The 23,963-nt window shown below is 69.0% G+C and carries 13 protein-coding genes and 2 pseudogenes; 3 read left to right on the top strand and 12 right to left on the bottom strand.

Annotation, left to right across the window (positions count from 1 at the left end; genetic code table 11):
• Positions 1–30 precede the first annotated feature (30 nt).
• The 9 genes and pseudogenes from IF11_RS0128105 to IF11_RS43305 form a co-directional block, all read right to left on the bottom strand.
• Positions 31–3,147: an alpha-mannosidase gene (locus tag IF11_RS0128105; RefSeq protein ID WP_030354548.1), complete on the bottom strand. Its 3,117-nt coding sequence runs from the start codon at positions 3,145–3,147 to the stop codon at positions 31–33.
• Positions 3,140–5,131, bottom strand: coding sequence for a DUF2264 domain-containing protein (locus IF11_RS0128110; RefSeq protein WP_030354549.1), 1,992 nt, complete (start codon positions 5,129–5,131; stop codon positions 3,140–3,142). Before IF11_RS0128110 ends, IF11_RS0128105 begins: the two co-directional genes overlap by 8 nt.
• Positions 5,128–6,759: an extracellular solute-binding protein gene (locus IF11_RS0128115; RefSeq protein ID WP_030354550.1), complete on the bottom strand. Its 1,632-nt coding sequence runs from the start codon at positions 6,757–6,759 to the stop codon at positions 5,128–5,130. The genes IF11_RS0128110 and IF11_RS0128115 overlap by 4 nt, the downstream gene beginning before the upstream one ends.
• 8 nt (positions 6,760–6,767) lie before the next feature.
• A complete protein-coding gene (locus IF11_RS0128120) occupies positions 6,768–7,709 on the bottom strand; it encodes a carbohydrate ABC transporter permease (protein WP_030354551.1) in 942 nt (313 codons plus the stop codon).
• The gene (locus tag IF11_RS0128125) at positions 7,706–8,680 is read right to left on the bottom strand and encodes an ABC transporter permease (protein WP_078490969.1); all 975 of its coding nucleotides are present in this window, start codon (positions 8,678–8,680) and stop codon (positions 7,706–7,708) included. Before IF11_RS0128125 ends, IF11_RS0128120 begins: the two co-directional genes overlap by 4 nt.
• A gap of 125 nt (positions 8,681–8,805) precedes the next feature.
• On the bottom strand, positions 8,806–9,762 hold the full coding sequence (locus IF11_RS0128130; protein WP_244888258.1) for a hydroxyacid dehydrogenase: 957 nt from the start codon (positions 9,760–9,762) through the stop codon (positions 8,806–8,808).
• A gap of 135 nt (positions 9,763–9,897) precedes the next feature.
• On the bottom strand, positions 9,898–12,933 hold the full coding sequence (locus tag IF11_RS0128135; RefSeq protein WP_030354554.1) for an alpha-mannosidase: 3,036 nt from the start codon (positions 12,931–12,933) through the stop codon (positions 9,898–9,900).
• Positions 12,934–13,002: 69 nt separating this feature from the next.
• Complete coding sequence (locus IF11_RS0128140; protein ID WP_030354555.1) at positions 13,003–14,106, bottom strand: Gfo/Idh/MocA family protein; 1,104 nt, start codon at positions 14,104–14,106, stop codon at positions 13,003–13,005.
• 144 nt (positions 14,107–14,250) lie between these two features.
• Positions 14,251–14,433, bottom strand: a pseudogene (locus IF11_RS43305) (ThuA domain-containing protein); the annotation flags it as partial.
• 843 nt (positions 14,434–15,276) lie between these two features.
• Here IF11_RS43305 and IF11_RS0128145 point away from each other — a divergent pair.
• Positions 15,277–17,067, top strand: a complete 1,791-nt coding sequence (locus IF11_RS0128145) for a glycosyl hydrolase family 28-related protein (protein ID WP_244888259.1) — start codon at positions 15,277–15,279, stop codon at positions 17,065–17,067.
• 191 nt (positions 17,068–17,258) lie between these two features.
• A pseudogene (locus tag IF11_RS43310) lies at positions 17,259–17,613 on the top strand (transposase); the annotation flags it as partial.
• Positions 17,614–17,806: 193 nt separating this feature from the next.
• Here the strand turns inward: IF11_RS43310 and IF11_RS0128150 are convergent.
• The 3 genes from IF11_RS0128150 to IF11_RS0128165 form a co-directional block, all read right to left on the bottom strand.
• A complete protein-coding gene (locus tag IF11_RS0128150) occupies positions 17,807–18,865 on the bottom strand; it encodes a vWA domain-containing protein (protein WP_030354557.1) in 1,059 nt (352 codons plus the stop codon).
• Between the two features lie 387 nt (positions 18,866–19,252).
• The gene (locus IF11_RS43025; protein ID WP_051746307.1) at positions 19,253–19,837 is read right to left on the bottom strand and encodes a type 2 periplasmic-binding domain-containing protein; all 585 of its coding nucleotides are present in this window, start codon (positions 19,835–19,837) and stop codon (positions 19,253–19,255) included.
• Positions 19,838–20,087: 250 nt separating this feature from the next.
• Positions 20,088–22,820 carry a LuxR C-terminal-related transcriptional regulator gene (locus tag IF11_RS0128165; protein ID WP_078490970.1) on the bottom strand — a complete coding sequence of 911 codons (2,733 nt, stop codon included), beginning with the start codon at positions 22,818–22,820 and terminating at the stop codon, positions 20,088–20,090.
• Between the two features lie 395 nt (positions 22,821–23,215).
• Between IF11_RS0128165 and IF11_RS37955 the strand changes: the two genes are divergently transcribed.
• On the top strand, positions 23,216–23,950 hold the full coding sequence (locus tag IF11_RS37955; RefSeq protein WP_051746308.1) for a hypothetical protein: 735 nt from the start codon (positions 23,216–23,218) through the stop codon (positions 23,948–23,950).
• Positions 23,951–23,963 lie beyond the last annotated feature (13 nt).

The following is a 23,963-nucleotide window of genomic DNA, read 5'->3' on the forward strand; positions in this document are numbered from 1 at the left end:
ACGCGGGGGCGTACGCGGGACGCGCCGTGCTCAGCCGCCCGATGGATCAAGTGACCTCGCCTGTTCCACGGCAGGACGCAGACGCAGGGTGCGGATCTGGAAGGGCCGGAACCTGAGGTCCACGGACCCTTCGTCGGACGCGCGTGCCAGCTCCTGATCCGGCTGCTCCAAAAGGTCGCAGTCGAGGACGGCGGTGAGGGTGAAGCCCGCGGACAGACGCGCCGAGACCGCTCCGCCACACGCTTCGTACAGTCGGACCACGATGTCGCCGCTGCGGTCGTCCGCGAGCTTCACCGACTCCACCACGACGTCGGTGGTGTCGACTTCGACCAGGGACCGGGCGTCGGTCGGGGCGGGGCGCAAGGGCAGGTTCAGCGCGTAGCCACCGGCGATCGCCTCCTCGATCCCCGCCCCGGCCAGCAGCGCGTAGCTGAAGCTGTGCCGGCCGCGGTCGGCCCCCGGGTCGGGGCTGTGCGGGGACCGGAGCAGGGAGAGCCGCACTGTCGTGGTGGTTCCGCCGCCGTCCCGTGTGTCGCGGCGGACGTCGTGCCCGTAGGTGGAGTCGTTGAGCAGGGCGGCGCCCCAGTGCCGCTCGCCGACGTGCACCCAGCGGTGCGCCCACAGTTCGAAGCGTGCCGCGTCCCAGCTCGTGTTCTCGTGTGTGGGCCGCTGCACATGACCGAACTGGATCTCGGCGCTCTCCCGTTCCGCGTGCACGTCGAGCGGCCAGGCCGCCTTCAGTACGGTGTCGCGCTCCTGCCAGTCGATGTCATTGCGGACGGTCACCCGCCGGCTCTCTGCGGCGATCTCGATGTGCTGGACGAACCGGGAGGATCCGTGGGCGCGCTCGACCCGCACCGACGCCAGCAGCGGTCCTTCGTCCACGAGCGTCACCAACTCGGCCTCGTCCAGATCGCGCACGGTGTCGCGGTAGTACGAGTCGATGTTCCACGCCGACCACAGATTGGGGTCGTCGGGGTGCAGCTGGAGGAGGTTGCCCGCGGCGCCGGGAGCGATCGCTTCCCGCTGTGCCGAGTGGTCGTAGACCGAGGTCAGCAGGCCGCGCCGGTCCACGACGACGGTCAGCACCCCGTTGTCGAGGACGAAACCACCGTCCTGGGCCGTGGCCGTGACGGCGCCCCGGGGCGCGTCCGCGGTGCCGCCGGAGGCGAGGGGAGCGACCTCGGCGAGGATCGCCGTGCGCCCGTCCGACAGGCGCTGCCCACCGGCGAACTCGCCGGCGACGACGGCGACCTCGCGGCGTGCGTACGGTCCGGCGTTGAGGAGTGCGGGACCTCCGGGCATGTGGCCGACCGCGTCGGCGATCAGCGATTCGAGTTCGGCGTGGATCTCCGCGTACTCGCTCTCGGCCTGCCGGTGCACCCAGGCGATGGACGAGCCGGGCAGAATGTCGTGGAACTGGTTGAGCAGGACTCGCCGCCACAGCGATTCCAGACGCTCGTACGGGTAGGGCGCGCCGGCCTGGACGGCTGCGGTGGCCGCCCAGAGTTCGGCCTCACGCAGCAGTGCCTCGCCACGTCGGTTGCCGCGCTTGGTGCGGGCCTGGCTGGTGTAGGTGCCGCGATGGTTCTCCAGATACAATTCGCCGCGCCAGACAGGGAGTTGGTCGCGCTCGGCACGGGCCGTCGCGAAGAACGTGTCAGGCGCCTCGATCACGACCTTGGGCGAGCCTTCGAGGTCGCGCAGGCGGCGGGCCTTCTCCAGCATCGAACGGGTGGGCCCGCCACCGCCGTCGCCGTAGCCGAAGGGGACCAGTGAGCGGGTGGCCACCCCCTTGTCCGCGAAGTTGCGCTCGGCATGGGCGAGTTCACCCGCCGTGAGGGACGCGTTGTAGCTGTCGACGGGCGGGAAGTGGGTGAAGATGCGCGTTCCGTCGATGCCCTCCCAGTCGAAGGTGTGGTGCGGGAGCTTGTTCGTCTCGTTCCAGGAGAGCTTCTGGGTGAGGAACCACCGGGCGCCGGCCAGCTTGGCGAGCTGGGGATAGGCGGCGGTGTATCCGAACGAGTCGGGCAGCCATACGCCGTGCTGCTCGACGCCGAACTCCTCTGCGAAGAAGCGCCGTCCGTAGACGAGTTGACGGGCCAGTGCCTCGCCGCCGGGGAGGTTGCCGTCGGCCTCGACCCACATGCCGCCCACAGGTACCCAGTTCCCGTCGGCCGCCGCCTTCTTCATACGGGCGAAGATCTCCGGGCGCTGTTCCTTCATCCACGCGTACTGCTGCGCCGAGGAGCAGGCGAAGACCAGCTCGGGGTACTCGTTCGCCAGCGTGGCCATATTGGTGAACGTACGCGCGCACTTGCGGACGGTCTCCCGGACCGGCCACAGCCAGGCCGAGTCGATGTGGGCGTGGCCGACCGCGGAGAGGGTGTGCGCCGAGGCGTGCGCGGGCCGGGACAGCACATCGGCGAGTCGGCGCCGGGCCTCGGCTGCGGTGTTCGCCACATCGCCCGGGACGATGGCATCGGCGGCGCGGCGCAGGGCGTAGAGGATCTCGTGGCGGCGAGCTGAGCCGACAGGCAGCTCGTGCATCAACTCGTCGAGCACCTCGATGTCGTGGATCAGGTGCCATACATCGTCCTCGCGCACCGCGATCTCGGCCTGTTCGAGCCGGTAGATGTGCGCCGTGCCCGCGGTTTCGAGCGAACCGTGGTGGATGTGCAGGCCGGCGCTGGCGACGATGGGCGGGTTGGCGGCCAGCTCGATCAGCAGGTCGACCCGGTCGCCGGCGGTGGCGGAGTCGGCGAGGAGCACGGTGCGGCTGTACGGATGCAGGCCCTGGAGCGGAGCGCCCTGGGCGTCGTGGACCAGGCCCTCCGCCTGGCCGCCGGGCCCCTTGGTCAGGTCGAACCCGAGGTCGAAGACGGCCTCGACCCGGCGCCCCGACCACTCCTCGGGAATCTCCGCGCTCGCCCGCATCCAGGTCGTCGCCCAGGGGCCGCCCCAGGTGGCGCCGAGCGTGAAGGGCTCGTAGTCGGCGTGCAGGGCGTCGGCCACGGGGACAGGTTCGCCGTCGACGTGCCAGGCGCTCAGGGTGAGGGGATGTGCGGCGCTGTAGAGGGCGGGGCGGATCACCCGGTCGAGGAGCTTGCGGATCCGGGTCTCGATGATCCGGCGGTCGTCATGCACGGTGCTGGTCCTTCCAAAGGCCGTACGCGGCGGGGTACTCGGGGTCGGGAGCGGGGAGCCGGATGGTGTCCCGGGCGCCGTCCGGCCAGGTCACGTCCACGAGCAGGGTGGTGTCCTGGGCGCGGGTGGTGATCTGGGGCAGGGTGCTGGGGTCGGTGCCGCCGAGGTGGACGAGGGCGATGTGAACGATGCCGTGGGCGACGGGTCCTTCGGTCTCCACGACGGGGGTGGCGGACGCGGCGCCGAGGGCATTGCTGTCGGTGCCGACCACCAGAGAGGAACGGGGCAGCCGGTGGGCGCCGACGATGACGGAGACCAGTCCGTCGGCGCCCTCGACCCGGGCTGTTCCACCGTCGACCGGGCCGGGCGCGGGTGCGGACGGTGGATCGACCGCGAGCGCCCAGCCGCCGATACGCAGCACATGTCCGGTCCCGGGATCGCCGTCGACGCGTACGGCCCGTACCTCGACCGAGCCGCGCAACGCGGAACCGACAGTGATCCAAGGGCCGAGTGTGCAGCCGGTGTCGGGGCCACCGAACGGATCCCATGTCGCGTCCTCGGGCCAGTGCGCGCGAGAACGCGAGACGGCCGTGGCACCGTCCACGGAGATCCTGGTCACCGGACGCCGGTGGGAGGCGCGTCCCGCCGCGTCCAGCAGGACGACCGCGTTGTCGAGCGGGTCGGCGTCCACGCAGGCGCCAGGGCCCGCGGTGGGGTCGCCGGGGGTCTCGGGTGCCGTGTGTGTCGAGTAGGCGAACCGCGCGTAGCAGGGGTCGTCCGCGTGCGGGCGGGCCGGGTCGGAGTGGTCGCCGCCGTGGTTGACGACGCGTACGACACCGTCGGACGCCGTGCCGGAGACGAGCCAGCCCGGAGTGGCCAACGCACGGGTGAAATCGGCCTCTTCGACGGCGAGCGAGGTCAACTCCTCGGTCCAGACAGGGTGCTGCGGCGGCAGGGCGAGGCCGATGAAGCCCTTGCTCGCCCAGTACGGCGACCCGGGCCCCGAGTAGACCTGGAGGACGCCGCGGAAGGGCCGGTGCCAGCCGAGGGTGAGCAGGTCCTGGGCGTCGGTGGCGCCGTGGGCGGTGAAGTGGTCGAGCATGCGGTTCGCGATCGCCCGGGTTTCCCCCGCCGCCAGAGGCGTGGCATCGAACAGGGCGCCTGTCCACAGTGACGCGAGTGCGGCGTGCCGGTAGGTGAGGGAGCGCCCCTGGACGAGCGGCGAGCCGTTGGCCCCGACCAGGAGCCGCTGGTCCTCCAGGAAACGGCGGAGCCGGGCACGGTAGCGGTCGAGGAGCCCGCTGGGTGCGGCGTCGCCGAGGATGCGGCAGAACCACAGCGGGTACAGGTGCATGGCCCAGCCGTTGTAGTGGTCGAAGTTGCGGCGTTCACCGCCGGTGAGCCCGTCGGAGTACCAGCCGTCGCCCGCGTACCAGCCGTCGGTCAGTGCGATGACGCGGTCGAGGTCCTGTTGGCGCCACTGCCCCCCGGCGGTGCGGGCGAAGGCTTCGGTGACGCCCTGGAACCAGACCCAGTTGTTGCCGGGCATCGGGTCGCCGACCATCGGGGCGAGCCAGTCGAGGACCTGGCTCCTGACCCGGTCGTCGAGGCGGTCCCAGATCCAGGGCCGCGTCTCGTGCAGCGCGAGGGCGATGGAGGCGGCCTCGACCTTGGCCTGGTTGCACTCCGCGAAGGTGGGCCAGCGTTCCGGGTTCTTCGGGTCGGTGCCGGCGGCCAGGCCCGCCGCGTACCATCCTGCGAGGTCGTGCCGGTCGGCTCCGCCCGCCCCTGCCAGCCGGAAGCCGGCCAGGAGGAAGGTGCGGGCGAAGCCTTCGAGGCCGTCGCTGCGTGCGCCGCTGTGGCTCGGGGTGCCGGGCAGTTGGATCAGGGCGTGCTCGTCGGTGGCGTACGGCCGTACGGCGAGCAGCAGCCGGTCGGCGGTCCGCTCCCAGTGGGCGCGGTCCTCGGTGGGGGAGCGTTTCATGAGGTGCGGGTCTCCCAGGCCTGTTCGTACTCGGCGCGTATCCGGTCGCCGGCTTCCTTGCGCCAGTTCTTCATGGCGTCGTCCCACTCGCTGAGGGGGACCCGGCCCTGCATGATGCCCTTGCGGGTGTCGTCGAGGGCCGTCTGGAGGAGCTTGGACATCTTGGCGTCGGTCGGCGAGTACAGCGGCTCGGCGGAGTTGGGGATCAGCCGCTGGACGGCTTCCTTCTGGAAGGCGTACTGGTCCGGTACGATCTCCGGTTTCGCCGGGTAGTAGAGGGCTCCCGGCGCGTCGGTGGCGAAGATGGTGGGCAGGTACACCTCGGCCTGGCCCTGTGTGGTGAGGACCGGGTCGCTTCCCTTCAGGGTGTGGTCGGGGCCCCGGACGCCGTACTTGCGCAGCAGGTATCCGTCGGTGCCGAAGGGGGAGGCGAGGGCGTTCATGGCGCGCAGGATCTGCTTGATGCGGGCCTTGGGGGCCTTCTTGATGATGAGCGTGGCGTAGTTGGCCGAGCCCTGCCATTGGCCGCCGGTGCCGCCGTTCCAGCCGGGCGCCATCATGTAGCCGACCTCGAAGCCCTTGGCGGCCGCGGCGTACGTGGTGTAGTAGTCGTTCCACGCGACCGGTCCGTCGGGGTTCATGACGGTGCGGCCGGTGCCGAACCACTCCTTGGCCTTACCGAGGACGCTGTAGGTGTCCGGGTGCATGACGCCGGCCTTGGTGAGCCCGCGGACCGCGTCCAGGGCCTGCTTGGCCTCCTCGGTCTCGTACATCCAGGTGAACTTCCCCCCTTCCTCCCGCCACTTGTTGGGGGCCTTCAGCATCTGCATCACGAAGTTCCACGCGGTGACGCTGTCACCGAGGGCGTACTGGTTGTTCTTCGGGTCCGTCACGTCCTTGCACAGCTGGGCGAACTCACGCCAGTTCTTCGGATTAGGGTCGAGCCCCCGCTTGTTGATCAGGTCGAGCCGGGTGTAGGTCGGGGGGCCGCCGGACAGCGGGCGGGGCATCGGCAGCGCGTAGATCCCGCCGTTGCGGACGCAGGGGGCCCAGGAGGCGGTGGGAATGTTGGCGAGGTACGGGTAGTCCCGGATGTTGTCGCCGGCCAGATGCTCGGAGAGATCCTCGAAGAGGGCGTCCAGCATGTCCGGCGTGGCGGCGGCGTTCTGGTCCGCGGGAAGCATCAGCATCGCGTCGGGCAGGTCGCCCCCGGCGATGGTCACGGCGAACTTGTTCGGGTAGTCGCCGACGGGTGTGATCTGGAAGTTGAGGTCGCAGCCGACGCTCTTGTTGAGGGCCTGCCACATGACGTTGCGGTCCACCGGCGGCGGCACCGGGTTGAAGATCAGCGTCATGATGTCGATGGCGTCGCCCTTGGCGGGCGGGCCGTCCGGGAAGGCCTTGACGGGGTCGGCGGGGTAGTGCAGGTATCCCGGGGCGACACCGTCCGCGGTGGCGGGCATCGACGTCGGCACACCCTTGTACGGGATGTACGTGGGCAGCTGGGCCTTCGCGTTGGCGTCGCGCGTCGTGGCGGGCCGGTAGTCCCCGCAGCCGGCCAGGGTCAGCCCGGCCGCGACGCCGACGGCGGACGCGAGGAAGCCGCGGCGGTTCAGTGGTGGATTCATGACAGTTCTCATCCCTTCACCGCTCCGACCATTACGCCCTTGTTCATGTGCCGCTGCAGGAATGGGTAGACGATCACGATGGGCACGATCGACAGCACCAGGATCGCGGCCTGCAGCGACTGGGCCGGTGGCAGGGGCGCACCGGCCGCGATGTCGACCTGGCCGCCGCTGAGCGTCGCGTTGTTGACGACGTAGGTCCGCAGCACGAGCTGCATGGGCCACTTCGCCGCGTCGTTGATGTACAGCAGGGCGTTGAAGAACGCGTTCCAGTACGTCACCGCGTAGAAGAGACCGATGACGGCGACGGACGCCTTGGAGAGGGGGAGCACGATCTTCGTGAGGATCTTCAGTTCGGACACGCCGTCGATGCGGGCCGCGTCGAGGAGCTCCTTGGGCAGATTCATGAAGAAGGAGCGCAGCACGATCACATTGAAGGCGTTGAACATGGTCGGCAGGATCAACGACCAATAGCTGTTGACCAGATGGAGCTGCTTGACCATCAGATAGCTGGGGATGATGCCCGGCGCGAACAGCATGGACATCAGCAGCAGCATGAGCACGGGCTTGTGCCCGAAGGAGCCGGGCCGGCTGAGTCCGTAGGCCAGCATGATGGAGCTGACGAGGCTGAGGGCGGTGCCGACGACGGTGACGCCGATGCTGACGAGCATGGCCTTGGACACCAGGCCGCCCGAGAGCAGGGCCCGGTAGGACGAGAACGTGACGTCGTCGGGCCACAGCACGTAGCCGCCGGCCTTGTTGACCTGGTCGGCGTCGGCGAGCGACGTCGCGATGATCGCGAGGAAGGGGAGGACGACCGCGACCACGCACACCAGCAGAATCAGTGACTTGAGTGCGCGCCAGGGCAGGGATCCGGGGGTCTCGCCGGGGATCGCGCTGTAGGCCTTGCGCGGCCTGCGGCGCACGGGATGCGCGGGTGACAGCGTTGTCATGAGCGATACACACCTTCCTCGCCGAACAAGTGGGCGATCTTGTTGGCGCCCAGGACCAGGGCGACTCCGACGATGCCCTTGACGAGCCCGACGGCGGCGCTCACGCCCCAATCCCCGCCGATCAGACCGTGGTTGAACACATAGGTGTCCATGACTTCGCTGTTCTCCAGGCCGATGCCTTGCTGCTGAAGCAGGATCTGCTCGAAGCCGACGGACAGGGCGTCGCCGAGGCGGAGAATGAGCAGCAGGATCACCAGGCCGCGCAGGGCGGGCAGCGTGACGTGCCAGGTCTGCCGCCAGCGGCTGGCGCCGTCCATGGCGGCGGCCTCGTAGAGGTTGTGGTCGACGCGGGAGAGAGCGGCCAGGAAGAGGATCGTGCCCCAGCCGGTGTCCTTCCAGATGACCTGGGAGGTCAGCAGCGTCTTGAACGTCTCGGGGTTGCCGATGATGCTCCAGTTGCCCATGTCGTGGGCGCTCAGGAACAGGTTGAGCATGCCGTCGTTGCCCAGCATCTGCTGGAAGAGGGAGACGACGACCACCCAGGAAAGGAAGTGCGGCAGGTACAGGACGTTCTGTACCCACTTCTTGATGCGCTCGCTGACCAGGCTGTTCAGCGCGAGGGCCAGGAGGATGGGCGCGGGGAACACGAACACAACCTGGATCAGCGTCAGTTCGAGGGTGTTGACCAGCGCGCGGAGGAACTGCTCGTCGCCGTTGAAGATGACGTCGAAGTTGTCGAGGCCGCTCCACGGGCTGTGCAGGATACCGATGTACGGCTGGTAGTCCTGGAAGGCGATGACGTTTCCGAGCAGCGGAATGTAGTGGAAGAGGAGCAGCACCACGATGCCCGGTATCAGGAACCAGAACAGGGCCATGTCTCGGCGGCGGCGCGGAAGCGGCCGCAGCCGGCCCTTGTCCGCCTGCCCGGCCTTTTCGGCTGGTTGGGCGGCGGGTTGGTCAAGCGTTGTCATGATGTGAAGCCCTTTCACCGGAAGGCGGGCGTCTTCGGCCACTCCCGGGGTTGGCAAGTCATGCGGAAGTTCGAGCGGCGGTCCGGCCTCCTTGTCTGGTCCGGCGTATGTGCTCGCGCTGCCCGTCAGGCGAGGCGTGGGAGCGCTTCCCGGGTGACCTCGCCGAGCAGGGGCTCGCCCGCCACCCACCGGGCGACCTCGGCTACCGCGTACTGCCCGAGCCTTCGTACCTCGCTGCCCTGTGCGCCGGCTATGTGCGGGGTGACCAGCACATTCGGCAGTGACAGCAGCGGGTGGCCGGGCGGCAGGGGTTCGGGGGTCGTCACATCGAGGTACGCCTCCAGCCGGCCGGAGGCACATTCGGCTGTCAGCGCGTCCGTGTCGACGATGGCCCCTCGGGCGGTGTTGACGAGCGCGCCCCCGTCGGGGATGAGCGCGAGCATCGTGGCGTCGAGCAGGCCCGTGGTCTGAGGCAGGAGCGGGGCATGGACGCTGACCACCGCCGACTGTGCGCAGAGACCGGCGAGTTCGACCCGCTCGGCGCCGAGTCGGCGCGCCTCCTCGTCCGTGACATACGGATCGCTCAGCAATACCCGGAAACCCGCGTCGGACCTGACCAGTTCGGCGATGACCCGGCGCCCGACGCGCGAGGCGCCGATGATCCCGACTGTGAGCCCGTCGGCGCCCGAACGGTCGGCGAAGTCCGGCCATCCGTCGGCGTAACCGGCCGCCGTCGTCAGCGCCCGGCGCGCGGCGAGCGTGATGAGGGCGATGGTGCAGGAGGCGACGGGACCAGCGTTGGCGTCGGCCGCCGACGACACGACGATCCCGCGTTCCCAGACCGCCTCGCTGACGATCGGCTTGACCGTGCCGGCGGCATGCATCACGGCGCGCAGGTGGGGTGCCCCCGCCAGGACGTCGGCCGTCAGGCGGGGACAGCCCCAGCCGCTGACCAGGATCTCCGCGTCGGCGAGCGCGGCTCCCAGATCGGTTCCGGACGCGTCGGGGGCGAGTCGGACCAGTGAGGAGAGCCGGGCGCGCTGCTCCTCGGGGAGTACGAGCTCCGCGGTACCGGGGTTCATGACGCATACCGCCCTTGGGCGTTCGGGATATTCGGCTCTGGCTGTCATGAGAGAGGGCCTCCTTCGCTACGTACTGATATCTACTTTTCTGTACTGATACGCGCCGATCGGCCGCTGTCCCGGTGCGGCACATCGTCAGGCGCGCGGCAGGCGCAGGGTCACCATCTGGAACGGGCGCAGGGCGAGTACGACACCGCCGTCGGCCGCCGTCGGCGGCTCGGCGTCCGGGAGCGGCCGTTCCAGCAGATCCGTGGGGACGGCGCGGTCGGTGGCGAAGCCGTGGATACGGACGGTGGCGCGGGCCCGGCCTCCGTGTGCCTCGTAGAGGCGTACCACCAGGTCGCCGCTGCGGTCGTCGGCCAGCTTCACGGCACTGACCACGACGGCGTCATTGTCCACGGTCACCAGTGGCGCGACCGCCGCGGCGGCGGACCCGGTGACCCGGCGCTCGGGCAGGTTGGCCCGGTGGCCCTCGCGGACGGCGTCGCCGATCGTCGCACCCGGCACCAGTGCGTGCCGGAACCGGTGGACGCCCTGGTCGGTCTCGGGATCCGGGTAGCGGGGGGCGCGCAGCAGCGACGCGCGCACGGTGGTCGTCGTGCCCGCGCCGGCGCCGGTGCGTACCGTGCGGGTCACGTCGTGCCCGTAGGTCGCGTCGTTGACGACCGCGACTCCCCAGCCCGGCTCATCGACGTGCACGAAACGGTGGTTGCACGCCTCGAACTTGGCCCACTCCCAGCTTGTGTTCTGGTGGGTGGGCCGGTACACGTGGCCGAACTGCGTCTCGGAGGCGTACCGATCGGCCTTCACGTCCAGCGGGAAGGCCAGCTTCAGGAAACGCTCGGTCTCGTGCCAGTCCACTTCGGTGTCGATGTCGAGCCGCTTGGCGCCCGCCGGAACCGACAGAAGCTGAGTGACACGCGACGCCCCGAAGATCCGCTCGACGCGTACCGAGGTGCCCTCGACACCCAGCTGGGCCACCTCGGTGAGGTCGCTGCCGACGTTCCGGTAGAAGGCGTCGACGTCCCACGCGTCCCACTGGTTGGGGAAGTCGGGATGGAGCTGGAAAAGGTTGGCCGCCTGCCCGGGTGCGATCGCCTCCCGGTCCGCGATGCGGTCGTACGCGGAGACCACGAGGCCGCGTCCGTCGATCTCGACTCGCAGCAGGCCGTTGTCGAGGACGTACCCGCCTCCCTCGCGTGGGACAGGAGGCACCGCGCCGCCCTGCCCGGTCCGGGCCGAGGCGCCCCCGGCCGGGACCGAACAGCGGGTGTGCGGAGCCGAGTTGAACACCAGCTCGTTGCCGCCCGACGCGTCACCGGCGAGCGCACGCTGCGCACCCGCGATGATGCCCTCCAACTCCCCGGCGAGCCGCGCGTACGTCTCGCGTGCCTCACGGTGCACCCAAGCGATCGAAGAGCCGGGCAGGATGTCATGGAACTGGTGCAGGAGCACCGTTTTCCAGATCCGGTCCAACTCCTCATAGGGATACGGCATGTCGGTACGCACCGCCGCTGTGGCGGCCCACAGCTCGGCCTCCGTGAGAAGCGACTCGCTGCGCCGATTGCCGCGCTTGGTCCCCGCCTGGCTGGTGAGCGTGGCGCGGTGCAGTTCGAGGTAGAGCTCTCCGACCCACACGGGCGGGTCGGGGTATTCGGCCTCGGCCTTGGCGAAGAAGTCCGCAGGGGCCTCCCACTCGACGCGCGCCGCGCCCTCCAGACTGCGCATCCGGGCCGCCTTGGCGACCATCTCGCGCGTGGTCCCACCCCCGCCGTCCCCGTAACCGGTCGGCGCGAGGGAGCGGGTGGCGACGCCCTTCTCCTTGAAGTTACGTGCCGCGTGGGCGATCTGGCGGCCCGTCATCTCGCAGTTGTACGAGTCGACGGGCGGGAAGTGGGTGAAGACGCGGGTGCCGTCGATGCCCTCCCAGGAGAACGTGTGGTGCGGGAAGGCGTTGGTCCGGCTCCACGAGATCTTCTGGGTGAGCAGTCGCGTGGCGCCGGCGGCCCTGATGATCTGCGGCAGGCCCGCCGCGAAGCCGAAGGTGTCCGGCAGCCATGCCTCGTCGCTCTCGATGCCGAACTCTTCCAGGAAGAAGCGTTTGCCGTGGACGAACTGACGGGCCATCGCCTCGGACCCCGGCATGTTGGTGTCGGACTCCACCCACATCCCGCCGGCGGGTACGAACCTGCCCTCCGCGACGGCCTTCTTGACCCGGGCGTACACCTCGGGCCGGTGCTCCTTGATCCAGGCGAACTGCTGGGCCTGCGACATGGCGAAGACGAAGTCGGGCTCCTCATCGAGGAGCGCCGTCATGTTCGACGCCGTACGGGCCACCTTGCGGACCGTCTCGCGCAGCGGCCACAGCCAAGCGGAGTCGATGTGGGCATGCCCGACGGCACTGATGCGGTGCGCCGCGGGGGCGGCGGGCGCGGCGAGCGCACCGGCGAGTTCGTCACGCGCCGCCTGGGCCGTGCCGTTCACGTCCTGGAGGTCGACCGCGTCCAGGGCGCGGCCGATCGCGCGCAGGATCTCCCAGCGGCGTGCCCCGTCGAGGGACAGCTCCGCCATGAGCTCGCCGAGGACTTCCAGGTCCATGACCAGGTTCCACACCGTCTCGTCGAAGACGGCCAACCGCATCTCGCCGAGCACGTATTGGGGAGCCTCGCCGGCCGTCGCCTTGTCGCCCATCGGCGTCGGCTGGAACGGCACCCCGTTCGCGTCGAGGTCGGGGTTGGAGGCAGCCTCGATGTGCCAGTGGACCTGCTCCCCGCCGGTCACCGGTGAGCCGACGCGGACGTACGCGTTGCGCGGGTGGAGTCCCTTGACCGGGGTGCCGTCGGGCCGATAGACGAGGCCCTCGCACTGGAAACCCGGGGTCCGCGGGGTGAATCCGAGGTCGAGTACGGCCTCGACGGTACGGCCCGACCACTCGGCGGGAACAGTGCCGGTGACCTTGAACCAGCTGGTCCCCCAGGGCAGGCCCCACGGAGTGCCCGGGGCGACGGGGGTGGTCGGTGCCGCCAACCCCTCGGTTACGGGAACGGGTTCGCCCGCGGTGGACCATATCTCCACGGCCAAGGGTGTCGTGACGGGGTGGACAGCCGGCCGGACGCGTTCCCTGAGAACGCGTTCCAGACGTGCTTCGACCAGCTTCCGGTCGTCATGCATGAAGGGGGTCTCCTGTTGCTGCGAGCGTGTGGGGGCGGTCGAGAGTGGCGTGGTCGGACGCGGTGTTGATCAGTGACCGGCGGGGGCCACCGGGGCGGGGCGCTCGCAGGTGCTTGTCACCGGGAGTGCGCGGCCCTGGTCCGCCGCGTCCATGAGGGTGAGCATGGTGTCCAGGACGTGCGCGGCGAGTTCCGCCGAGGCGCGGTGCGGACGCCCGTCGGACAGGGCCTCGGCCAGATCGGCGAGGCCGGTGCCTCGCCCGGCGCCCGGGTAGCCGGCGGACGGGGGCAGGGTTTCCCAGCCGTCACCGCGGTGGATCTCCACAGCACCGTCGAAATTGTTCGGGTCGGGCACGGACAGCGAGGCAGCGGTGCCGTGCACCTCGATGCGCGGCAGCCGCGCGGCGCGGACGTCGAAGCTCATGACCAGGGTGGACAGGGCGCCTCCGGCGTGCTCCAGGACGCCGGTGATGTGGGTGTCCACCTTCACCGGGAAGGTGTGCCCCGCTCGGGGACCGCTGCCGATGGTCCGCCGCGCACGCGGCCGGGAGGACGCTCCGGTCACCCGGACCACCGGGCCGAGGAGGTGGACCAGGGCCGACAGATAGTACGGCCCCATGTCGAGCAGCGGGCCACCACCTGGCCGGTAGTAGAACTCCGGGTCCGGGTGCCACTTCTCGTGGCCCGCGCCGGTCATGAAGGCGGTGGCCGCCACGGGCGTACCGATCAGGCCGTCGTCCACCGCCTTGCGCGCGGTCTGGGTCCCGGATCCGAGGACGGTGTCGAGCGCGCAGCCGACCCGCAGTCCCGCCTCACGCGCCGCCGCCAGCACGGCATCGGCCTCCTCGCGGTTGGCCGCGAGGGGCTTCTCGCCGTACACGTGCTTGCCCGCACGGAGTGCCGCCAGGGCGACGTTCGCGTGCGCGGCCGGAATCGTGAGGTTGAGAACGGCGTCCACGTCGTCCCTGGCCACCAGGGCGGCCACGGACGGCAGCACGGCGACTTCTTCCCCGGCCTGCGCCTGTTCCGCGACGGCCCGCGCGCGCATTCGGTCGAGGTCGGTGACGGCGGTGAGCCGTACGGACGTCAGACTCCGCAGCGTCGAGAGATAGGCGCCGCTGATCTTTCCCGCGCCCACGATGCCGATGTTCAAAGGCTTCAGCGGCTCGCCCACAGCAGTCCCCTTTCGGTCAGCGTGCGGACTTCCGGCACGTCGGAGTCGTCGGGCTTGTGCCCGATGGTCGAGACGAAGACCCGTCCCGTGCGGGTCGGTGAGCACCCAGTACTGCTCGGTGTGCACGGCGAAGTCGTCGAGCCCCGCGATGACGGGATGGTCGACGCGCTCGGGCAGCAGGTGCACCGTGTGGTCGTGGAAACCTGGCGGGTGCGTCACGAACTTGCCACCCGTCAGCAGGTGGTAACCGTGATCGTGGAAGCAGTCGATGATGCCGCCGTGCCAGCCGGCGAGCCCGGTGCTCCGCTCCCGGGTGATGGTCCCCATGGTCCAGCACTGCACGCTGATGCCCGTCCCATCCACCGCGGACGACGAGTGCTCGCCGGTTGTCGCTGGTCAAGGTGATGCGCGCTCCCAGTCGGCGCCGCACGGCAGAGTGCGGCGATCGGGGTCGGGTGAGGTCGCCCAGCAGGCCGGGGCGAAGCAGCTGACTCTGCTCGGACCGAGTTGAACCGGCTGCGATCTGAACGTATGAACCGGCACCGAAGTTTGTCAATATGTTGGACAAACTTGGGGGAGAGGTGCGTGATGGCCGCCCTTCACGACGAGGCGGCACAGATAGCGATCACCACGAAACCCTCCATACCATCCATAATCAGAGATGCCGCCGTGCCGCCCAGAGTGCGCGCGGAAGACCAATCGGGCCTGCTCCACGGTCCCGCTGCCGGATCGCATGGTGCATCACCGTCCCGCAGGCCTACCTCGACTCCCAGCCCCGAAGCCTGATCGCTCCCAAGGCCCGTTCGATGCGCCTGCGTTCGAGCTGTCGAACGTATTGACTAACGCAACTCGATGGAATTACATGACGACGCGGCCACGCCGTCAGCCGCACCTGCCCCCCCACCTCCGATCACGGTGCCGGCGTGGCCCAGCGTGCCCAGACGTCGCGGGACCTGGCGTGGCGGGCGACTTCGGCTCATTCCAACTGAGCGCATCAGTGCAACTACGCGCCGAGGGTGCGAATTTCGGGCGCCTCGGGCGAACACCTGCTCGCGGCCCGTTGATCCCGCCCTGTCGTCAATCCAATCAAGACCTGTCGTCAATCCATTCAAGAGGTGGCACATGCACCGGAGAATCCGACGAGCCCCAATGTGGCTCTCTGGCATCGCAATGCTGGTCGCCGACGCTCTGTTCGTCATTCCAGGCGCCGAGGTTCACGCGGAAGCGGCAACGGGGGAGGGGGGAGCGGGGGCTGTTGCGAAGGCGGTTGCCTCGGCCGGTGCCACAACGCCCTTCGTGACGGTCGAAGCCGAGTCCGGGAAGCTCGGCGGCGGCGCCGAAGTTCGCTCCATCAAGCCGGGAGACCCGGCGCCGACCGCGGCCTCTTTGGAGACCGAAGCCTCGGGCTACGCGTTTGTCGAGCTGAGTGGCACCGGTGGTTCGGTGACGATACCAAACAACACGGGCAAGAACGCCAATACCCTCGTGGTCCGCGCATCGATTCCTGACGCACCGGAAGGCGGCGGCATCACCGCGTCGCTGAACCTGTATGTGAACGGCACGTTCCGCCAGGCGATCACGCTGAGCTCCCAGCAGGCGTGGAACTATCGCGACGCGACCACGAACCCGGACGACCCCAACGCGGGCGGGAAGCCCTACCACTTCTACAACGAATTCCCCGTCTGGGTCACGGGTGCCCCCATCGCCCCGGGCAGCACCATCATGCTCAGGAAGGACACCGCCAACACGGCTGCCGTCTACGACATCGACTCCGTCGATCTGGAGAACGTCGGCGCCGCACTGGCCTCACCGGCCAATTCGCTTTCCGTCGTGAGTTATGGCGCGGACCCGAACTTCTCGAAGGATTCGACGGTCGCCATCCAGGACACGGTGAACGCAGCCCGGCAGCAGGGGAAGTCGGTGTGGATCCCGCAGGGCAAGTATCTGACGAACAGCCTGGTCTCCAAGCCGCTGGACTTCACCGGCGTGAAGGTGCAGGGAGCCGGCATGTGGTACACCACCCTCTATCGCAAGGTTCCTCTTCCGGCCAACTCATGGCGCTCGCAGATCCTGGTGGGCTCGGGCACCACCGTCACAGATCTACAGATCGATACGAACGCCATCTGGCGCGGAGTCGGTGGCACCGGCGGTTCGGACTACGGAATCAACGCCAGCGGTGCCGGTGGGTGGCAGGTCGACCGGATCTGGACGCGGCACATTGATGCCAATTGGCTGTCGGGCACGGGTGGGACCATTCGAAACAGCCGGACCGCGGACACCTACGGTGACGGGTTCAACATCAACAACGGCAATACGAAGAATCCCGACAAACTCGGCCTCAATATCACGGTCCAGAACAACTTCGCCCGGGGCACCGGCGACGACTCCTTCGCGGTCTACTCCGACTCCGGCGCCGCCGGGACCAACGGCCAGTTGATCGGTGCGAAGGTCCTGAACAACACCGCGATCGCGCCCTGGTGGGCCAACGGCCTCCGGATCGCCGGCGGGAGAAACATCGAGTTGAAGAACAACCTGGTGAACAGTGTGTCGTCGAACAGCGCTCTGGACATCGGCGTGTTCGGCGATACGGGACACCCCTTGGAGTCTGCCACGGTCAGCGGGAACGTCCTGCTCGGCGGAGGCGGCTGGAACGGCGTCCGGCACGGTGTGCGGATCAGCTCTCCCACGAGCACCTCGCTGTATCCGGACGCTTACACGAACGTCACCTTGACCGACAACGTCCTGCGCGGGGCTCTCCGTGCGGGCCTTTACATCGATCGAACGCGTGTCACCGCGACCCTGAAGAACAACACGATCGATGGTCCGGCGACCCGGGGAATCTGGATCACCTCGGGAGTCACCGGCACCGGGTCCTTCACGGATAACCAGGTGCGGAACCTACGCCCGGGGCACGTCGCGACCCAGAACGACTCGGCGTCCACGTTCAAGATCACCGGCTGAGAACCCCCGGCCTGACACCCCGGGGCAGCGCACGGTGGAGTTGCCCGCGGCCGGCCGGTTCTCCCGGCCGGCCGCGGGTATCGCGATGACCGTTCGGCAAGCGCGTTCCGCGGTACACACCGGCGAGGGGCATCCCCTTCGCCAGGGCGTGTTTCGAAAGTCCCGCCTGGCCCGCGCGACGATCTCTTTTCGTGGCGCGTGGAGGTTTAACAGACGGACAATGGGCCGTGCTGGAGCCGTTGTTGCCGAAGGGACGGAGGCTCGGCCGGCCACCGACATGGACCCGGCGGGAGCTGATCGACGGGATACGCTTCCGGGCGCGAACCGGCATCCCGTGGCGGGACGCACCCGTCGAGGGGAGCTGCAAAACCATGTCGATCGTGGTCACCGCGGGGCAGCGTGGTGACTCCCCGCAGTTCGAGGCCGTTCCAGGAAGGCATCAGAGTGCCCCGGTCGGGGCAGGGCCGGCCACGCACCAGGCCGCGACGAGTGCGTGCGGACAAGGCGCGCGCCTCTCGTAGGAACCGCGCCTGCCTACCTCTGCGAGCTGGGTGGACACAATGGGTGGCCCGTTCCGTTGGTGCCGCTCGTGGTGATCGCGGGGATTGCCTTGATCTCCGCCGGGACGGCGGCCAGGCCGTGCACGCCCGTGCTCGCGGAATCGACATCGGGTGTCCATGACTGGCCGGCCCTTCGCAACTGGTCCTGGACCACCCGCTCTACGCCCTTTTCATGAACTTCAGAGCATGATGAGCAGACGCGTCTTCGGCTTGAGCTTTCTGTTCACCGAACGACTCTGCACGTATACCTCCAACTTGGGATTACGTCCCGCCTTCACGGAGACGGTCCCCTGGATACCCGTGCCGAACAGAAGACTGCGCGCCGCGTCCCCCGTGTATGCGCGGTCAGTGTCCTTCTCGACCACGATGACTTCCTTGTCGGGCTGAACCTGAACCCGGGTGCCCAGCTGGTAGTAACACGAACCGCGTTCATACGTCACGCCCGGATGCGAATCAACGAAGGATCGAATCTCGACCTCCGTGTCGACCTTCAGGAGTCGATACTTGTCGGCCGGGACCGGTTCGAGGTTCGCCCGCACGTCGTCGACCGATATGTCCTGGCCGACCGCGAACAGGTTCTTCGTGCCGCGCACGCCCTGCTCGCGGCCACGGAGGAAGCTGGTGGCGGCAGCGCGCACGGTACCGATCGCCTCCTCGACACCCTCCTGGGAATCCGCATCCCAGATGGCGATGTTTCCGGCCGGGAAGCCGTAGTTCTGGGCGGTTCGCTTCGCCAGGGAGTTCGGAACAAGGATCGCGGAAGTCCAGTGGCCCGGAAGCGCACCCATCTTCGCCGCGATCTTGTCGAGCCAGGGGCCGAGGATGGCTATGTCACCGTCGTGCCGCCTGTCGCCGCCGGAGGCGTTCTCCTCGCCGTCCGTCACCACGATCTGGAGGAAGCTGTGCTCGCCGTACGCCTCCCAGATGTGGCCCAAGTCGTCCAGGGACTTCAGAGAGGCCTCGATGAGGGCCGTAGCGCCATTGTTGACCTTGTACAGACCCCGCATGGAAGGCAGATGCTTCACGTCCATGTCCCAGACCAGGTTCTCCACCCTGTGGTCGAAGGAGTAGAGGCTGATCCGGGTCTCATGACCGAGGCTGTCTGACTCGGCCTTCAAGCCCGCCACGAACTCGTCTACGACGCGGATGAGTTGACTCTGGTGCTGATGCATGGAACCCGAACAGTCCACTACCAGCGCGACGTGATTCACCTTGTGCCGGATCTTGTTGGCGGACATGATTCTGCTCCTTCTCACAGGCTCCCCGAGTGATGTCTCCACACTATGGGGAGGCACTGACAACGGAGCTTGACGGACGATCACCCACCTGCCCCGTGGCAGACCCCGGGCGGGAGGCAGCGGTGAGAGTCGGACGCCCGTGTTCCCTCCCGCCTGAGGCGGACCCGAAACACGTTGGCCGGCCGCCGCCGAGCTGCAACAATGCCCCTGTTTCCGCTCTCGGGGCACACGTCGAGCGTCGGCGTTCCGGCTGGGGCCTGGCGGTCGGTGAGGAACAGCGGGTCGCGGGTGCGGCGGGCAATCAGGCGGGGCAGGAGCTGGGCGGTGCCGGCGGCAGACCAGGCACGGACCGTGATCGCGCGTGTATGCGGGCGGAGCCGCCGCAGATCACGTTGTGCGTATCGGTCCAGCCTGGTGGATTCCGCTGAGCAGAGCTTCGGCGTGTTTACGGAACGCGGTGACCAGACGGCTGCGGTCGCCGGTGCGAGTGGCGAGTACGACCTGGCTGGGTTCGACCCCATCCAACGGGATGGTGGTGAGGCTGGGATGCAGGCCGGTCGCGTAGTCGAGGGGCGTCCCGATGGCCACGGCCCGCCCGGCGGCGATGAGTTCGTGTTTGTCCTCAAGGGATTCGACCAGGCGGCCGTCGGGCGCGGGCCGCCCGTCGGGCCGGGGATCGAGCCACCAGATCGAGGTGTTCACCTCGCTGCGGATCTTCGGGGCCATCGCGTCGAAGGTGGAGAACGCCGACGGCTCCAGCCTGGCCTCCGCGACCTTCTCCAGCGCGATGTTGAGCAGGTCGGCCGGGCGGTTCTTCGCCGCGGCCTCCTTGCGGATCGACTCCTCGGCGATCCGGCGGGCCCGAGCCTGGTTGTACGTCGCGCCCACCCGGCGGCGCACCTCCGTACGCTGCCGCTCGGCGGTCCGGCCCGTCGCCCACAAGGACGTGGTGCCCTCCCAGATGCAGCTCATGCGCGGTGATCAGCCGCTTGAACCGGGGGTACGCGGTCCGCTCGATCGAGGTCAAGATCCCCACCCGACGACAGTCCGTCTTCGTGCATGAATCACTCCAGTCGTGCTGGCCGGAATTCGACGTCACGCCCGGTCGCGCATGACAACACGACAACGACCGTAAGAACAATCAGCGCGAACCGCCCGGCGCCCGCGCGGGGAATTGAGCGGCGGAGTCGCAACGTGGTCATGGTCGCCGGCTCGGCCGCTGTCAGCCCTCCACAGCCCCGTCGGAGTCTTGGGGGAGACCCATGGTGAGACCGATGGTGAGAACCTTCCGCAGTTCGCTCCGACCCGTCACACCGGTCTTGCGGTAGACCCGGTAGAGGTGGTTGTCAACGGTACGGACCGTGATACCGAGTTGCCGCGCGATGTACCGACTGCTCTGTCCTGCGGCGGCAAGGCGTGCGATGTCGCGCTCGCGGTCGGTCAGTTCGGGAGTCCAACAGGCGAGAACGGCGGGGGTCATGACGCCCTCGCAGTGTCGCGCGAGTTGATGGCAGCGGTCGGCGGCCTGTTGGGCGTGCGCCGTGTTTCCGTTGCGTGACCACAGGCGCGCCGCGTGTGCGGCGGCCTCGGCGGCGTGCAGGTGCATGCCGGTGGTGTCGAACGCGGCAGAGACCTCCTCCATGGCGGACGCGTCGCGGGCGGCGACAGCGCCGGCGTGTTCGGCGTAGATCCTGATGTGCGGGGTGTCGGACGCGGTGGCGAGTTCGACGAGTCGGCCGGAGACGGCCGCGGACTGGCCGAGGCGTACGGGCATGTGCAGCAACTCCGCCTCCCAGAGCAGGGCCTGCTGGTGCCGGGCGTCCTCGGCCACGCGTAACGCCTGCCGCGCGGCGTCGCGGACGCGGCCCTGAGCGGCCAGGATCCACGGTTGGGCCATCTGAAAGGCCAGGATATGGAGGATACGGTAGGACTCCACACGGGCCAGATGCGCCTGGTCGAGCAGTGTCTGCGCCCTGGCGGCGTTGCCGGCCATTGCCTCGATGGTGGCCCATTCGCCGAGCAGCAGCGCCTGCTGGCCCCAGGTGGCGTCGTCACGCAGTGTGGAGGCCGCTTCCCGCATGTGCCGCTGGGCCGAGCGCAGTCGTCCCCGGCGGGCGGCGATCCTGCCGAGGTAGAACTGCCAGGCGCCCTGGCCGCCCACCCACTTGGAGTCCTGTGCCTGCTGGTACTGGGCGACGGCGGTCGCTTCGGCTTCCCTCAGCCGTCCCGAGAAAGCCTGGGCGTTGGACAGCCAGCTCAGCAGGCCGGCGCGCAGCATGGGTATGTCGTCCTCGCCCGACAGGATCGGCAGTGCCGATTCGATCAGCCGCAACGCGGCCCCTGTCCGACCGTGGCAGAAATGTTCAACGCACTCGGCGTAGCGCATCCTGACCGTCGTCCGTGGCCCCGGCGATGCGCACTGCCGGGCGCGGGTGACGGCCTGTGTGTACGCCGGCCAGTCGGCCTGTGTCGCGAACAGGACGGCCTGCAGCGCGGCCAGTTCCGCACGCGCGGCCGCGTCGGTCATTGTCTGTTCGGTACGGCGCAGCAACTCCAGCGCGTCTGCGGGCCGGTCGAGGGACAGGTACATGTTGGCGGCCCGCAGTTGCACCGACTGCAACTGATCGCGCTCGGGCGTGATCGTCTGCGGCAGGCCGCCGTGGACCTGCTCCGCCCGCACCCCGTGCCCGGTGTAGCCGAGTGCGACGGCCAGCGCTCGCCGGGCCGGGTCACCGCCACCGGCATCGCAGGCCGCTTGGGCCAACCGTGCCGCCAGGGTGAAGTCCATTGTGAGAATGGCATGGTCGGCCGCGGACAGCAGGAACCGTGGATCGCTGAGATCGCCGGCTTCCAGACGCCAGCCGCCGACCCGCGCCAGGTCGTCGCGCCGGCGCATGCCCGTCCGCTGGACCGCCGTGGCCAGATCCCGGCAGTACCGCCGCCGCCGGTGAGGGGGCGTCCGCCGGCGCAGCACCTCGCCGTAGAGGGGATGAGCCAGCCGGATCTGTGTGCGCCGGCCGTTCTCCTCGCTGACGATGAGGTCGCGGCGGTCGAGTTCGTCCATGACGGCGGCGCTGCTGAGGCGTTCGAGGACCGTCACACCGAGGGGTTCCCCCAGCGCCAGTAGTTCCGCGGCGCACTGCACCGGCCAGGAGAGCTGCCCGATGCGCCGGCTGACCAGATCAATCAACTGCGTACTGAGCTGGAACGGTCCCTGCCAGCGCCACACCTCCGCGACGGCCGTCAGCCTCCCGGAGGCGAGTCCCGCGTCGACGAGCTGCTGCAACCAGAGCACATTGCCGCCGCTGCACTGCCACAGCCGGCGCGCGGTCGCGGTCTGCACCTGCCCGCCCAGCGTCCGTTCCAGCAAGCGGCTGACGGAATCCGGACCCAGGGGCGGCAGGTCGATCCGGCCGGCGTAGTTCCCGCGTACCAGTGCCTCGATCGCGTCCGGCATCGGCACACCGGAGCGTGCGGTGAGAACTATCCGTGTGCCGCCGCGTACGGCCAGATGCAACAGCAGGGCGGCCGAGCCGTCGTCGAGCAGATGCACATCGTCGACGAACAGGGTCCGCTGTCCGTCACGTACATCGGTGAGCAGCGCGTCGGCGAGGAGCCGCAGCAGATTGGGACGTCCGTCGGCGGCTGGCAACGTCGCCGGTAACAGGTGTGCCAGAGCGCCGAAAGGGATCGGCGCGACGCTCTCGGTGGCCGATGCCACCAGCACTCGCTCCGGTAACTCGACGGTCCTGGAGAGCAGTTCGCGGGCGAGCCGTGTCTTGCCGACGCCGGCAGGACCCGTGATCAGCAGGGCGGGCCGGGCCGATTGCCCCATCAGCGACGTCAGCTCGCTCAATGTTCCGTCCCGGCCGATGAGCGGCCAGGAGCGAGGAGACAGTTGGGTCCCGCGTTCAGAAGGTCCCGGCGACCCCGGACGTTGCTTCTGGTCCTCCATCGGAAGCCCCTCCGCGCCGATCAGTCCCGCTCACCGGGTCCGCTGCCAATTCCTCAGGGCTGAGTATCACACTACTCACGACATGACAGTGCCCCAAAGGTAGGTTTCACAGTGCCCGCGTACGACGCACGGAAATGATTCCTGGGGACAGCTGCCGGATGTGGCATTCCAGCAGTGCTCCCACACCCGATCAAGGGCGAAAGCGCCGGAGTGATCCACGGCTGTGAATCGCCCTTCGCTGAATTGCGGAACCTGATCGAGCCTCTGAGGCCGACCGGCGCCGAGCAGGATCCGCCGCAGCGAGTTACCACCATTCGCAATGGCTTGTGCGCTGCTTCTGAGGCTCTGCGGCCGGTTCCGGCCGGCCGCGTCGACGAACTGACCGAGGAGGACACATGCATGGCAGAAAAAGCGTCGCGGAGGAAGCCGGCCCCGGCTCCTTGCGGCGCGTACTGGCAGGACTGATCGCGGCGGTGGCGCTGCTGACAGGCCTGGCGGCGACGGGCTCACCGGCCATGGCGGCCGACCTGCCGTACGGGCCGTACACCTGCGCGACGGGCTTCGTGTGGCGGGAGGCGGTCCCGGCCGACCTGGTCTGTGTGACACCGCAGGTCCGCTCCCAGACCACGACCGAGAACTCATTGGGCCCCTCACGGCGGGAGCCGAACGGCGGCATCTACGGGCCGGACACCTGCAAGCAGGGCTATGTCTGGCGCGAAACGCGGCCCTCGGACCATGTCTGCGTGCCGCCGGCCGGCCGTGACCAGGCGCGCAGCGACAACTCCAACGCTCCCTGGCGGCTGGCCGACCCGGGTGCCACACCGCGCGGCGGGGTGTCTCTCTACACCTCGCTCGACGGCACGGGCGGGTACCTGTACGCCACTGGCAGCGGGCTCTCGCCCAACGGCGTGGTGCGGTTCTACGCGGTCGGGATCAACACGGTCGCGCCGTACTCGCTGGGTTATCCGCTGACGGCCCGCGCTGACGGCACCCTGCCGGGGTGGCAGTACATCGGGTACGCCGGCTGCCGAAGCGGACAGACGCAGCCGGCCACCATCGTGGTCCTCGACCAGAGTTCCGGCCTGGTCACCACCGCCGGCACCACGGAGGCGTTCCGACACTGCGGCTGACACTGCGGCAGGC

Source organism: Streptomyces scopuliridis RB72, from assembly GCF_000718095.1.
GTDB lineage: Bacteria > Actinomycetota > Actinomycetes > Streptomycetales > Streptomycetaceae > Streptomyces > Streptomyces scopuliridis.

Bases quoted from the DNA above. Each gene is read 5' to 3' on its own strand.
- IF11_RS0128110 (WP_030354549.1), bottom strand. From the start codon at position 5,131: ATGAAACGCTCCCCCACCGAGGACCGCGCCCACTGGGAGCGGACCGCC.
- IF11_RS0128115 (WP_030354550.1), bottom strand. From the start codon at position 6,759: ATGAATCCACCACTGAACCGCCGCGGCTTCCTCGCGTCCGCCGTCGGC.
- IF11_RS0128120 (WP_030354551.1), bottom strand. From the start codon at position 7,709: ATGACAACGCTGTCACCCGCGCATCCCGTGCGCCGCAGGCCGCGCAAG.
- IF11_RS0128125 (WP_078490969.1), bottom strand. From the start codon at position 8,680: ATGACAACGCTTGACCAACCCGCCGCCCAACCAGCCGAAAAGGCCGGG.
- IF11_RS0128130 (WP_244888258.1), bottom strand. From the start codon at position 9,762: ATGAACCCCGGTACCGCGGAGCTCGTACTCCCCGAGGAGCAGCGCGCC.
- IF11_RS0128135 (WP_030354554.1), bottom strand. From the start codon at position 12,933: ATGCATGACGACCGGAAGCTGGTCGAAGCACGTCTGGAACGCGTTCTC.
- IF11_RS0128145 (WP_244888259.1), top strand. From the start codon at position 15,277: ATGCTGGTCGCCGACGCTCTGTTCGTCATTCCAGGCGCCGAGGTTCAC.
- IF11_RS0128150 (WP_030354557.1), bottom strand. From the start codon at position 18,865: ATGTCCGCCAACAAGATCCGGCACAAGGTGAATCACGTCGCGCTGGTA.
- IF11_RS43025 (WP_051746307.1), bottom strand. From the start codon at position 19,837: ATGAGCTGCATCTGGGAGGGCACCACGTCCTTGTGGGCGACGGGCCGG.
- IF11_RS0128165 (WP_078490970.1), bottom strand. From the start codon at position 22,820: ATGGAGGACCAGAAGCAACGTCCGGGGTCGCCGGGACCTTCTGAACGC.
- IF11_RS37955 (WP_051746308.1), top strand. From the start codon at position 23,216: ATGCATGGCAGAAAAAGCGTCGCGGAGGAAGCCGGCCCCGGCTCCTTG.